The 13,480-nt window shown below is 31.0% G+C and carries 14 protein-coding genes; 8 read left to right on the top strand and 6 right to left on the bottom strand.

Features of this window, described 5'->3' with window-relative positions:
* Positions 1-138: 138 nt before the first annotated feature.
* Positions 139-1,125 carry a cation diffusion facilitator family transporter gene (locus LS73_RS03250; protein WP_034556902.1) on the bottom strand — a complete coding sequence of 329 codons (987 nt, stop codon included), beginning with the start codon at positions 1,123-1,125 and terminating at the stop codon, positions 139-141.
* Positions 1,126-1,578: 453 nt separating this feature from the next.
* Here LS73_RS03250 and LS73_RS03245 point away from each other — a divergent pair, with 453 nt between their 5' ends.
* The 4 genes from LS73_RS03245 to apt all read left to right on the top strand — a co-directional run bounded on the left by LS73_RS03245 (position 1,579) and on the right by apt (position 3,772).
* The gene (locus tag LS73_RS03245) at positions 1,579-2,241 is read left to right on the top strand and encodes a site-2 protease family protein (RefSeq protein WP_034556901.1); all 663 of its coding nucleotides are present in this window, start codon (positions 1,579-1,581) and stop codon (positions 2,239-2,241) included.
* A gap of 13 nt (positions 2,242-2,254) precedes the next feature.
* Complete coding sequence (gene rpiB, locus LS73_RS03240; protein ID WP_034556899.1) at positions 2,255-2,686, top strand: ribose 5-phosphate isomerase B; 432 nt, start codon at positions 2,255-2,257, stop codon at positions 2,684-2,686.
* 34 nt (positions 2,687-2,720) lie between these two features.
* Positions 2,721-3,044 carry a hypothetical protein gene (locus LS73_RS03235; RefSeq protein WP_172458495.1) on the top strand — a complete coding sequence of 108 codons (324 nt, stop codon included), beginning with the start codon at positions 2,721-2,723 and terminating at the stop codon, positions 3,042-3,044.
* A gap of 161 nt (positions 3,045-3,205) precedes the next feature.
* Positions 3,206-3,772 (top strand): adenine phosphoribosyltransferase, encoded by a 567-nt coding sequence (apt, locus tag LS73_RS03230; protein WP_034557419.1) that lies wholly within the window; start codon positions 3,206-3,208, stop codon positions 3,770-3,772.
* 172 nt (positions 3,773-3,944) lie between these two features.
* Here the strand turns inward: apt and purC are convergent, their stop codons facing one another.
* The 5 genes from purC to LS73_RS03205 form a co-directional block, all read right to left on the bottom strand.
* Positions 3,945-4,781 (bottom strand): phosphoribosylaminoimidazolesuccinocarboxamide synthase, encoded by an 837-nt coding sequence (gene purC / locus LS73_RS03225; RefSeq protein ID WP_052089471.1) that lies wholly within the window; start codon positions 4,779-4,781, stop codon positions 3,945-3,947.
* Positions 4,782-4,801: 20 nt separating this feature from the next.
* A complete protein-coding gene (locus tag LS73_RS03220) occupies positions 4,802-6,169 on the bottom strand; it encodes a S41 family peptidase (protein ID WP_034556893.1) in 1,368 nt (455 codons plus the stop codon).
* 247 nt (positions 6,170-6,416) lie between these two features.
* Positions 6,417-7,526, bottom strand: a complete 1,110-nt coding sequence (locus LS73_RS03215) for a hypothetical protein (protein WP_034556892.1) — start codon at positions 7,524-7,526, stop codon at positions 6,417-6,419.
* 327 nt (positions 7,527-7,853) lie between these two features.
* Positions 7,854-8,501 (bottom strand): penicillin-binding protein activator LpoB, encoded by a 648-nt coding sequence (gene lpoB / locus LS73_RS03210; protein ID WP_233708874.1) that lies wholly within the window; start codon positions 8,499-8,501, stop codon positions 7,854-7,856.
* A gap of 3 nt (positions 8,502-8,504) precedes the next feature.
* Positions 8,505-9,989, bottom strand: coding sequence for a COG3014 family protein (locus LS73_RS03205; protein ID WP_034556891.1), 1,485 nt, complete (start codon positions 9,987-9,989; stop codon positions 8,505-8,507).
* 105 nt (positions 9,990-10,094) lie between these two features.
* On the opposite strand from LS73_RS03205, the gene LS73_RS03200 reads away from it, so the two are divergent.
* The 4 genes from LS73_RS03200 (at position 10,095) to motA (ending at position 13,439) form a co-directional block, all read left to right on the top strand.
* Positions 10,095-11,108: a tetratricopeptide repeat protein gene (locus LS73_RS03200; RefSeq protein ID WP_104692092.1), complete on the top strand. Its 1,014-nt coding sequence runs from the start codon at positions 10,095-10,097 to the stop codon at positions 11,106-11,108.
* A gap of 112 nt (positions 11,109-11,220) precedes the next feature.
* Entirely contained in the window at positions 11,221-11,829 is a 609-nt protein-coding gene (locus tag LS73_RS03195) for an MBL fold metallo-hydrolase (RefSeq protein ID WP_034556890.1), read from the top strand.
* Positions 11,830-11,862: 33 nt separating this feature from the next.
* A complete protein-coding gene (locus LS73_RS03190; RefSeq protein WP_034556889.1) occupies positions 11,863-12,609 on the top strand; it encodes a HesA/MoeB/ThiF family protein in 747 nt (248 codons plus the stop codon).
* A 59-nt stretch (positions 12,610-12,668) separates the two neighbouring features.
* A complete protein-coding gene (gene motA, locus LS73_RS03185; protein ID WP_034556887.1) occupies positions 12,669-13,439 on the top strand; it encodes a flagellar motor stator protein MotA in 771 nt (256 codons plus the stop codon).
* Positions 13,440-13,480: the final 41 nt, after the last annotated feature.

Below are 13,480 nucleotides of genomic sequence, written 5' to 3'. Positions count from 1 at the left end.
CCCTAATTCTATAAATGCATGCAAGTAATATATTCTTTTAAAGGCTATCATCATAAAATGGCTATTGATAGTTATTTATTGCTAGCAAGCTTTAATAATCGTTAATGTCCATAAGGATTTTAATATTTGTAAAATCAATTAAAGCCATTTGGGATTTGCAGTAATGTTTACAGATAGCCAAATTTTATAGCTTGGAATATCTAGATATTTTTCAATTTTATCGCGTATTACATCAATTTCTCCGATTGATATTTTGTCATTTTTGTTTGTATTTAGGATATTCACTTCTATCATGAAAAATCTCCCACTCTTTGCTACATGGGTATCATAATCTTGAAATCCATATTCATTGCTTATTTTTTCCATAATTTCTGTAATTTTATTGTCTAATGTTTTTGGAGCAACCATTACTAAGTCTTTGAAATTTACTATCATGATTTTAATAGGCGTTATAGCTAAGAATATAGACAGTATCATTAACAAACTAGGGTCTATATAGTGGCTAATAGCATACTCTTGCTTCGAATCAAAGATGAAAATAATGCCAAAGGCTATGATCCCACCAAGATACATTATACAGTCAATCCACCATTCTGTGCTGTCTACTGCTACAAGATCAGAATCTAACATCTTAGCATAGAATGACGTATATCGATATAAAGCAAATGATATAATAAACGCGCATAGTGTATATATTACTGCTCCACCAATCTCTAGCGTATATCCTCCATGTATAATATCTCGTAGCCCGCTTGTGAAGGCATATATGCATACAACAACAAGCACTAAACTTTTGAACAGATTCACCATAGGCTCAAAACGCACATATCCATATTGAAATATATCGTCATCTTCTTTATATATATATCGCGAGGTAACTACACTTAAGAATCCAAGCGCAACACTAACAAAGCATACAATGCCATCAAAGACCAATGTTGAACTTTTTAATACCAAGCCAAAGCCAATACCTAGAAATGCCAAAAGGCACGCACAATACATAGATATTTTTAGAGCAAATTGTTCTTGTTTGTGATTTTTATTTTGCAAGCTTGAATCTATATCTTGGGATTTTTTATCGCGTATCTTTTTGCCATAATTATTTTTTATGTTGTTAAATTGCATATGCTATCCTTTTACAATCATTGTTATTTTGTTTAGTTCCATGCTTTCCGCATTCTTATAGCAAGAAACAAAATTTTCAAATTATGGTTGAATCTTGATTCAATCCTTGATTAACAACAAATGCTTATTTCTACTTGTACCAAATTGTTTTTCTTTATTGTATTGGTGTATAGCATTGTTATTAATTATTGTGCAAATGATTAAATAATATTGATTTGCTTACTTATAAAACATAAGAATTTCATAAAAGACTTTCAATGATATAACTTTAATGTATTAATATAAGCAAGCACTATGTCTATTATACTTATCGATATAATTTTGATTATCTTTCTAAAAGATTGCGTTAATTATGACTAATAAAATTTATATTAAGGATTATGGTGGGTTATCCTAGATTTTGTAATCTATATAAATTAAGCATTATAATTCTAAAGCAAGGAAATATAAAATATGGACGTTAGTAGTTTGGATATTATTCTCATTGCATTTCAAATCATAGCTTTGTTAATAGCTGTTATAGGACATGAAGTTATGCACGGCTTAGTTGCATTGCGATATGGTGACGAGAGTGCTAGAAGGGAAGGCAGGCTAACTATCAATCCTTTGCCGCACATTGATTTGTTTGGTTCTATAATTATCCCTCTTACTCTAATTGTTATGGGATCTCCTATTATGTTTGGCTATGCTAAGCCTGTGCCAGTAAACATTGATACTGTAAGAGATAATGGTGGTTACAAAGCTTGTATGTTTGTTTCGCTTGCTGGAATATTTTACAATTTCTTTTTGGCATTTTGCTGTGTTGTGATTTTAAAGCTTGGTTTAAATTTCAATCTAATTGATATACAATCCTTAATATTGCAATTCTTGTTTATTTTGCTTTACATAAATATTGTTCTTGGTGTTTTTAATCTCATTCCAATTCCTCCACTAGATGGCTCAAAAGCTCTTGCATATCTTGGATTGATGTTTAATAATAGCACATTTGCGTCTTTATATAATAAATTCGAAAATTATGGTATGATTATTATCATTCTTTTGTTACTTTTTCCATTAACTAGGGACGCAATATTTAATGTAATGCAAATTACAATAATGATGTTCCTAACAATATAATAATGAGGTTTTTATGTTATTCTTTGCAAATGATCATGCCGGCGTTAAGCTGAAAAACGTATTATTACAATATTGCTTAGATAATCATATAGAGCATTCTGATTTAGGAGTCTCATCAGATTCTAAGGTGGATTATCCCGATGTGGCTGATTTGCTTTGCAAGGAAATTAGTCTTGAAAAAGAATCTAAGGGTATTCTCATTTGTGGTAGTGGAATTGGAATGAGCATTGCAGCCAATAGATACGGGCATATTAGAGCTGCTTTATGTCTTAATCCATACATGTCTATTCTATCTAGGAAGCATAATGATGCTAATGTGCTTTGCTTGGGGGAAAGGTTAATTGGCAATGAGATAGCCATAGCTATTGTTGAGAGCTTTTTATATACTGATTTTGAGGGTGATAGACATATCCAGAGAGTAGCTAAGTTAAGCGGTAATATCTAATAAATACAGGAGAGATGTGATGTCTGGAACTATTATGTGGTTTGCCTTGGTTATCTTTATTTTATTTATTTTATTTATGACTGTCAATGCCTTTTATTATAGAAGTGTAGCACAAAAAGAAAAGAAACAATCAGCCCATATGCGCTATACATTAGTTGAGACTGAAGTATTGATTCAAAAACATCAGCTTTCACTACAAAGGGCGTTAGGTAATATTGATATTCTTACAAAAGAGCTTAATGCGCTAAAGAGCGAAGTAAAGACACTAAAACAACGTAACTCTCAATATAGAATTGAAACTGATAATTATAAGACACGTATCAAAGACTTAGAGCAGAAGATTGAGGCTTTATTGTAGGATTTTAGGAGTTGCCATATTGTGTATATATTGCAAATATATATCATTGTTAAAGGACATCTATGAAACATACCCAGCATAAGAGTATTCCAAAGCCAATCAACGCTTTTGATATGGATGATTTGATTATAGAAGAGAGCAATCATCACAGAGAGATAAAAATGTCTAGACATAAGCCCACTTTACGTGAAGAGATTCAACAATCATTGACACAGATTCCAGACTTTCCTAAAAAGGGGATTTTATTTCAAGATATTACTACATTTATTCATAATGGGAAATTATTCAAGGAATACATAGACATGTTAGCACATCGCTATCATGCTTATAAGGTTGAATATATAATTGGGGTTGAATCAAGGGGTTTTATATTCGGTTCTGCTTTAGCTTATGCTCTTGAGGCTGGTTTTGTGCCAATTAGGAAAAAGTCTAAGTTACCGGGCAAGGTTCATACGGAATCATATATTAAAGAATATGGAAAGGATTATTTGGAGATTAAAGAAGACGCTTTTTCTGGATTAAAAGGGGTTAATGTTATATTGGTAGATGACTTAATCGCCACGGCTGGAACTGCATTAGCAGCTCTTAAGCTAATCAAGAAATTAGAAGCCAAGTGCATTGAGCTATGTTGTCTTATTAATTTAGTTGATTTTGAAGATACAAAAATAAGAAAAGAGCTTGAGAAACAAGTTCATTTATTTTCTTTGATTGATATAGGTGGTAAATAGGATTTTATTCTTGTGTTTAAATATTTATTTGATTTTTTGTTTATTGAAGTTTATAATTTTAAAATTTAAGTCTTATTTTTATATGTTACATTTTTTAAAGCTATATATACAGTAATTAATTTTATTCTTTTGATTTATACACTAAAACAATTGATATATTTGTGTTTTTTGGTCAGTTGCTATTTAATAGCCTTTGTAATACTTCCTTATATGTAGCTTGTATATTGCCTAGATCTTCTCTGAATCTATCTTTATCCATTTTTCTACCTGTTGTCTTATCCCATAATCTACAGCTATCCGGGCTAATTTCATCTGCTAGGATTATATTATCATTAGAATCTTTGCCAAATTCAAGCTTAAAATCAACCAATGTCAAATCAATCTTTTCAAAATACTCTAATAAAATATTATTTATACTTAATGCTAAATTACTAAGAGTTTTTAACTCGCTAGATGTAGCTATATTCATTAATATGCAGTGAGATTCTGTAACTATTGGGTCATTTAATGAATCATCTTTATAATAAAATTCCACTAGTGGAGAATTTAGTGGTGTATTTTTGATTATAGTTTTCTCTTGAATGCCTAGTCTTTTTACTAGGCTTCCTGTCGCAATATTGCGAGTAACTACTTCAATGGGAATGATATTTACTTTTTTACAGAACATTATATCATTTGGTAGTTCATTAAGTATGCTTGATTGCAGGCAAACATAATGAGTTTTGATATTTGCCTTTTCCAAAAGATTAAAAATCTTTGTTGATATTTGACAATTAAGTTCTCCCTTACCTTTTTCGTTGCTCTTTTTTTGTGCATTAAATGCTGTTAAATCATCTTTGAATATGCAAAGTATCAATTCATCTGTTTTTATGTTCTTATCTTGTATATTTTGCTCTAATTGACTTAATAATTCATTGTCTATTTTATATAGCTTTTTGCCTTTACCTTCATATAATAGGTTATGAGTATTTATTGATTTGTTTATTAATGTGGATATTGAGTTTGACATATCAATCCTTTGTATTTTTATTATTCTTTGTTTATAACAGCCCATGCTTTTAAAACATCTATGGCACTTTTTAGTTGAATATCTTTTACTATTGCAGATTGTTTAATGCTTTTATCAGAATCTTTCTTGCTTTCTTTGCTTTCTTCTTTTGTTTCATCTAAAAATTCATTTTTTAGATGTCTTTTTAAATCTGCCTCTTTGAATTCTATTTGATTTTGAGATCCTAGTGGAACTTCACCTTCTGACACTATTATATCAGGTGTAACTCCTATTGCCTGTATACTTCTGCCTGTGGGTAGATAATATTTTGCAACAGTTAGCTTTAAAGCTTCTTCCCCTTTTTTGTCAAATGAAAATATTTTTTGTACACTTCCCTTGCCAAATGTAACCTCACCTACAATTACAGCCCTTTTATGGTCTTGCAATGCGCCAGCTACAATTTCACTTGCAGACGCGCTACCGCCATTAACTAGCACTACTAGGGGTATATTTTTGAATTCTGCATTTTGTCCTGATTTAAGCTCTATATTTTCAGTTTTCCCTTTTTCTCTAACGATTATTTTGTTTTCGAGGAATAATCCAGCCAAACTTATTGCTTGATCTAGTAACCCGCCAGGATTGCTACGCAAATCAAGCACAATTCCATCGATTTTTCCTAACTGTTTTAAGCTTTTTCTTGCTTCCTGTGTTACATTTTGGTCAAAGTTTGAAATCCTAAGATATGCATAGTTTGTATCTTCAATGTTTGATACTACAGTAGAGCGAATCTTTACTTCATCTCTTTTTATCTCAAATGTAAGAGGCTTGTTTTCACCAGCGCGAATAACTGTTAGTGTTACCTTGGTGCCTTTTTTTCCTTTCATTAGAGAAACAGCTTGATCTATTTTCATGTCTAGTGTAGGTTTGTCATCAATTTTAAGTATTATATCTCCACTTTTTAATCCAGCTTTTTTTCCGGGTGTATCATCAAGAGGAGCTATTACAGTTAAAGCCCCATCTTTCATTCCAACAGTAATGCCTATTCCGCTGAAGCTACCACTAGTTTTAGTTCGTAGTTCTTCGTAATCTTTCTTTTGCAGGTATGAAGAATGGGCATCAAGATTGCTTAATAGCCCAGAGATTGCCTTATCTATAACTTCATCTGTATCAATATCATTGACATAACTACTTTCTACTATGTTTACTGCATGCAGAAATCTTTGAAATGCTTTGTCTCTTTCTGCTTTGCTTAGTTTCTTCTTGGGTTTTATTTGGTCATTATTCGTATTGTTTGGGAGAGCATTACTTAGCGATTGATTAATGCTATTACTCTGTGAAACCCCAAAGCCACCAATAAGCAAACAAGAAGAAAGAACTCCAGATAATAGATAAATATTTATTTTTTTCATTATTGCACCTTAAGATATTTCTATGTTATTAAAGTATTATGATATTCGCGAACCAATAAGTAAAAAGCTTAGATTATACAAAAATAATTAAGTTGTGTAAATATGAATTTATAGCCAGATAATAAATATAGACAAATATAGATCTTATATATAATTATAATCAATAAATAACATATGAATATTTTTATATAGTAAAAATCAATTCAATATATAACTTTAATCAAAACTTAAATTGAATTAGTTTTTGTTAACTAATTGTCATTTCGATTGATGGTTCGTTACTAGCTGTTTTGTCTTCTTGGATCTTATTAGATTCATCATTTGTTGTTATTGTTTTATTTTGTGTATCGCTAAGCTCCTTATTTGTTATTGATGCTTTTTCTTGAGTTTGCGCGTTTTCATCTTGATTATTTGCAGATGTTTGTGATTGCATATTAGTAGATTCCTGTATACTAGATTCTTTATTATCTTGCGTATCGTTTGGTTTTTCGTTTTGAGTTAATGTTTCATTCTTGCTTTGAGCTTGAGATTCTGCGCTTTTAATATCTTGTATAGGATTATTGTTTGAGTCTGACAAATTAGGTAAATCTTCATATATTTTACTTACATTAGGATTGGATGATTTGTCTATCGTATTGTTCTCATCTTTTGTTTCTATATTACTTGCTGGCAACTGTTCTTTGTTGCTTGATATAGACAACAAACTAGCAAGATTTGGCTGATTGGTATTATTGTCTATTTGTTTTGTTTCCTTTTGCTCTAGTGGAATAGTTTTTAATTGTTGCATTGAGAGCCATCTACTTTGTTTAATGGAATCTATCTGACTTTGCAAGTTGCCAATTTCTTTATCAATATCTTTGCTTAGCATGTCAATATTGTAGGAAAATATATCAATAGAGTGCCCATCTCTTAAATTTAGATTCGATAAATTGTTTCTTTCGAAGTTTAGATTGATATTTTTGTCGGCATAGTTAATACTGAATACATTTTGTTGATTATACTTTGCATTTTCGAATATTCTTTTGATTTCTAACATAGCATTATATCTCTGTTTTAGCATATTATTTTCAGGTAATAACCATTCATCTCTTGCTTCTACTTTATAGTTATTCTTCATGTCCTTTACTATGCTTTGAACATCACTTAAGCTCTTTCTGGCAATATGTAATGCTTTCATTGTAGATAGTATTTCATCTATTTGAGACGAGTTATCATCTTCACCTGTTTGATTGCTTTGTATTGAATTTGGCACAATGTCTACAATACTAAAAGACTTTTGAGTATCAGCAAGCTTTAAAGAATCCTTGCTACTAGGAAGTTTCTCAACAACAATAGCTGGATTATTGTTAATGGTCATATTAAGGCTCCATATATACTAATCTAGTAATCTCAAGCAAAATACATTCCTATTTATTATAACTTAGGGTAGCATGTAATATGCTGAATTTTGTTTATTTGTGCAATTTTGTATTGTTTATAACAATACAAAATTGCTAATAAAAGCTTATATAAGTCATCAATTTATAGATGCTAACCCAATAGATTTTAGTTATTTTACTTAATAAATTGTAGACTAAACGTATAGATTCTAATTTGCATTTAATTACCAAGCCCAAATTATTACAATGAATTGAATTTTTACATTTGGCATATCATACACAAAGATATTAATATGTAAGCAATACTACCAAGCTACAGTTTTATTTGGAGCCACCTTAATAATATTTGTTTCTTCATCCCATTGCACTATCCCAGTTTTAATATCTATGAGCTGCAATATGAACGAATAGTCTACTCTTTGTTGTTTTCCTACACGGGTATTTTTTTGAACAATTTTACCTGATAATGATAATTCAGGTGCTATCAAAGTCCCTTTTTCAGTTGTTGTATATTGGTTAAATTCTTCATCATCTCTAAGAGAGCGAACATTTTTAATCATATTGTCTGACATACCACCGCTACCAGCTATTGCTCCTGTGAGTTGGAATCTACCACTATTCCTCATTGTTCTTGTAATGCCCATTGTTAAGGATTGGACATTTACTTGTTGCATTGTGTCATTGACAACATCTGAAATCGCAAGAACCTTTTTTTTAGTTGGATCTATAGATATTATATATTGACTTGTTAGTAGGCTTTGGACACTTTTATGTGCTGCTGCTTCAATATCATGATAATCAAGTCCAACACTTGTGTATTTTTTGGAATCTTTTGTATCAACATATTGCACATCTTTATTTGCACATCCTACTATATAAAACCCAATAGTTGTTATAAACGCTATAGATATAGCAGGTTTTAATATCATATTTTTACCTAATGAAATATACATTTGTTAATCTCCTTTAATTATAAAATGTGTAGCCATATTGTTACGAACTCTAACATAGACTATATTATCTGTTTTGGTGCATATGTCTTTACTTTTCTTATATTTTTCGAATAGTTTTATTCTAGTGTTAAAATCATTTGGATCCTTTTCAATCAGAGTTGTAAAATCTTTACTAGATTCTATTCTTTTTCCAATTGAATTGCAATCTTGTGTTAATTTTATGTTTAATAACTTTGTATTATCTCCATATAAAGTTACATTTTCAATATCATTTGGTATTCTAACAACGTGTATAGAATTAGCAAGCACAAAGCTATTTCTTGTATCAGGATATGTCATCAGACTAAAGGCAATGTTAGCAAATAGTCCAGCTATACTGTCGTAGTCGCCACTAGTAGCCCCGCTGATTGCATAGATAGTTATAAATTTAACTATAGCCCCAATAATTGCCCTTGTTATTATTGACGGTAATTGCTTTTCAAATTCGCTAACAAATATATTACTAAGTTCTACAATACGGTCTGTTTTATAATCATTTATCTTATAATTATTAAAATTTGGTTTGATATTATATATAGTTGGCATAGCTAAATTTATTGATGTTATGTTGCTATTTATTATTATTGGCGTTGAGAATGTATTGCCTTGTTTTCTACTAATGTCTCCATCTTCAACAATAAACCAAGTGTAATTGTTTATATCTTTTTCAAATCGTCTAGATTCTAATAGCTCCATATCGCTTAATATGACGTCTGAACGAGATATTCCATAAGATTCTTTAAGCAAGTCCACAGCCTTTGAATAATCATTCTCGATCATAAAAAATATCCCTGATGTATATGGGATAATTGGATTGATTAGGTCTTTATAAATTGCGAAATTATCGAGATTTGAATATTTTAGCTTGATAATGTTATTAATGCTAGATTTTGAAGTGTTTAATGTGTAATCTTTACTTTCTTTCTTCTTATTGGCATTTTTTATTGCATTATCATGAGCTTTTTGTATTTCTTTTTTATAGTATTCTTTTGCGCGTCTTTGTCTATCATTTGCACGATTAAACTCTACTCTCGCATTTACAAAGTCCCCTATACTAGAATAGGCCAAAGCCTTATAGAAATTCAGTAAACTACCTTCATATACATTTCCCTTATATGGTATTGCATTATCATTGCTAAGTGTAGCTGCCATTGAGCTAAATGTGCTTGATAATATTCCTTCTTGTTCGTATTTTTTGTAAATAGATTCTGCTTTTTCTAAATCTATTAAGCTAAATACAGGACCAAATTGGCTAAATGTTAAAAATCCGGATTGCATTTGCCATAGCAAAACGTTATTATTATTTGAGCTTATTGTTTTTTGTATACTCCTATATGTTTTTTTATAATCAGATTTATCATATTCTGCTTTTATACGTTCTTCTGTTATAGAACAAGCACATAAGCATAATACAAATGCAAAAATGGTAAAAAATATAAAATTTTTCAAAATATTCCTCGATATATGCAATATAATTATATAACATGTAATGTTAATATAATGATAGTGCAAAATCAATATTTTTTAGACTTAATATTTTTTAAGGAGTTTAGTATGAGAATATTTATTAAAAATATTCTTATTGTTTATAACTTTTCTTTAGCGTATATGCGTATTTGTGAAGTTTTTTTTGTATGTTTATTGGTTTTAGTAGCATTGATTTCAGCTGAATTATTTGGTGCTAGCGGATATGAATCTTATTCTAATCAGCAAGCATATGGCTCATATAAGCCAAACAATACTAAAAGCAATATTGCTTATAATAATCCTTACAATCCGCAAGCAGAATATAATATGGCATATAGTCTTTATAAGAAGGGGGATCTAGAAGGGGCATTGCCTTTGTTTGCTAATCTATGTGAACAAAATAATTTCATTGCTTGTTTATCTGCTGGTATAGTTCAAGGCAAGATTATTGATGGTTTAGATAATGATAAGAGGTATTCTCGCTCTCAACGCAAAAAGCTTAAACAACAGTATTATATATCCATGATGGCTTTTTATCAAAAGTCTTGTAATGGTGGTAATTATGATGCATGTAATAATCTTGCTTTCTATGAATATTCAACCACTTCAAAGACAAAAGATGATAAGGAAAAGGACACTAGTAAAGAATCAAATAAGAGCGTAGAGCTTTATACAAAAGCCTGTCAAGCAGGTAATAAAGAAGCATGCCAGAATCTTGGCTTGATTTATAGTCAGGATTTTGATTCTAAAAAGCAGAAAACTGATAATGTAGATTTAGATAGAGCTCAGAGTTATTATGGAAAGAGCTGCACTATGGGAGATAGTGTGGCTTGCTTTAATCTTGGTGTTTTACGCTACAATTATGCACAAGTTGCAAGTGATTATGCTGAGGCTATACATCTTTTTAATCAATCTTGTGGCGGGGATTATTCAGCCGCATGTCTAAATCTTGGTATTATCTATGAACGTGGTGTTACTAAAGATGCTAACGAAGATATAGCCAATGCGCTGCAGTATTATACAAAAGCATGCTATTTAAAGAATTCAAATGCTTGCATTTATTTATCCAAGTTGGCAAATAAACAAAGTAAAATAAACTAGTTTGTATAAAACTGAATAATATTTTTTATGTTGTTTTAAGTCAATCTATATTAAAATGTATAAGTCTATCTGCTTGGCTGATTTACTTAAGATTTAGTTTAAAGGAATCCTAATGGATATTATTAGGCAAGACTTCGGGGATTACGCTACAAATTCTTATTTATTGAAATTTGATGGCTTTGAATTTGTAGTTGATCCGGGTTATGGCTCTACTGAATGGATTTTGTCCCAGACTTCTAATCTCCAAGCAATATTAGTTACTCATGGTCATTTTGATCATATATGGGATATAGCTTCATTGCGACAAAAAACAAAAGCTAAAGTTTATTGTCCGGAGCAAGATTCGTTTATGTTGGAATCTGATTGTTTCAATCTTGGTCTTACTCCATGCAAGGCAGATGTATATATAGAAAATAATGAATCTGTGGCTTCTATTTGCATAAATGGTATAAATGTTAATTATTGGCATTTTCCGGGTCATACTCCTGGCTGCAGTATGATAGAGATAGATAATTGCTTTTTTAGCGGAGATTTTATTTTTCATCGTAGTATTGGTCGCTATGATTTTCCTTATTCTAGTTCTAGCTCTATGAAATATTCTTTAGAAAGATTCTTACTTATTGATAGGGATATGGTTGTGTATCCAGGGCATGGGGAGAGCACAACAGTTAAAGCGGAGCAACAAGTAGTCCCCATTTGGATTCGTTATATTGATTCGTAGAACTTTCTTAAATGATTCTTGGGAGTTTAAATAATGGAATCTGTCAATCTACTTAGGGAGCGTTATTTACGTCAATTATTGTTGGAAGATATTGGTGAAAAGGGACAAGTAAAGCTTTCCAAATCTAAGGTTTTGGTCATTGGCGTTGGTGGGCTTGGATCTCCTGTTTGTTCATATCTTAGTGCAGCTGGTGTAGGTAGGATTGGAATAATTGATTGCGATGTTGTTGAAATTGAAAATTTGCAAAGGCAGGTTATTCACTTCACAGGTGATATTGGAAGATCAAAAATATCATCTGCAAGTGTTAAGATGAAGAGTATTAATCCAAATATAGTAGTAGATACATATTTTGATAAATTTACCGATTCAAATGGTCACAGTATCGCGAAGAATTATGATTTTATAGTTGATGCCACTGATAATTTTGCTGGTAAATTCCTCATTAATGACATTTGTATAGAAATCAATAAACCATTTAGCCATGCCTCCGTGTTAAAATATCAAGGTCGGGCTATGACTATTATACCCAACAAGACTGCTTGCTTTAGGTGCGTATTTAATGCTCCAAGTAAGGAAAAGTTGGAATCTTTATCTATAGCTGGAATATTGGGTGTTTTACCCGGCATTGTTGGTTGCATTCAGGCTAGTGAGGCTATAAAATATATCTTAGATCTTGGAGAGTTGCTTACTGATACCGTTTTAAGTATGGATATAAGGACTATGGACTTTAGAAAGGTAAAAGTTCAGAAGGACTTGAAATGTTTGGCTTGTTCAGCATAAAAACAAATGATATATATTTGTTAGATAATATAATGACTTTATAAATAGAAAGGGTTAGTATGGATTTATCGAGTATTCTAGGAATTGTTTTATCTATCACGAGTATATCTATTGGGGATATACTCGAGGGGGGTAACCCTTTGCACGTTATTCATTTGAGTTCTATTTTGATTGTTATGCCAACAGCTGCATTCTCTGCTATGACAGCATCTCATCCACATGCAATTAAAGCTGCTTTTAAGGAAATAAAAATTGTATTTGTGAATCCAAAGATTAATTTAAATAATACTATTCGTCAAATGGTTGAATTTAGCTCTGAGGCTCGTAAAAATGGCTTACTTACTCTTGAAGCAAGAGTATCCCAACTTGAAGATGATTTTACTAGAGAAGCTATGTCTATGATTATAGATGGTCGTGAAGCAAAAGATGTGAGAGAAGATATGGAGATTCAAGTTGAACAACTCGAACATTATTATCATGGTGCTGCCCATTATTGGCTGCTTTTTGGCGAATCTTGCCCTACATTTGGTCTTGTTGGTGCTGTTATGGGTCTTATGCTAGCACTTCAGTTACTTGATAATCCGGCTGCTATGGCTGCAGGTATTGCAGGTGCTTTTACAGCAACTGTTACAGGAATAATGGGAGCTTATGCTCTTTTTGGTCCATTTGGTAATAAGATAAAAAACAAATCCCATGATATTATAATTGAAAAGATTCTTATTATAGAAGCTGTGTGTGGTATTGCAAATGGAGATAATCCTAGAAATTTGGAAGCTAAATTATTGGGCTTCATTCCTCCTGGTGAACCAAAAATTTCACAATTTGAATAATTGTTTTTTATTTGTTGGTATTTTGTAGAAAGAAAATTTGT

Origin of the sequence: Helicobacter muridarum (assembly GCF_000765805.2) — a bacterium.
GTDB classification, from domain to species: Bacteria; Campylobacterota; Campylobacteria; order Campylobacterales; family Helicobacteraceae; genus Helicobacter_A; species Helicobacter_A muridarum.
The sequence above is the reverse complement of the archived record's forward strand: the minus strand, read 5'-3'. Positions and strand labels throughout refer to the sequence as shown.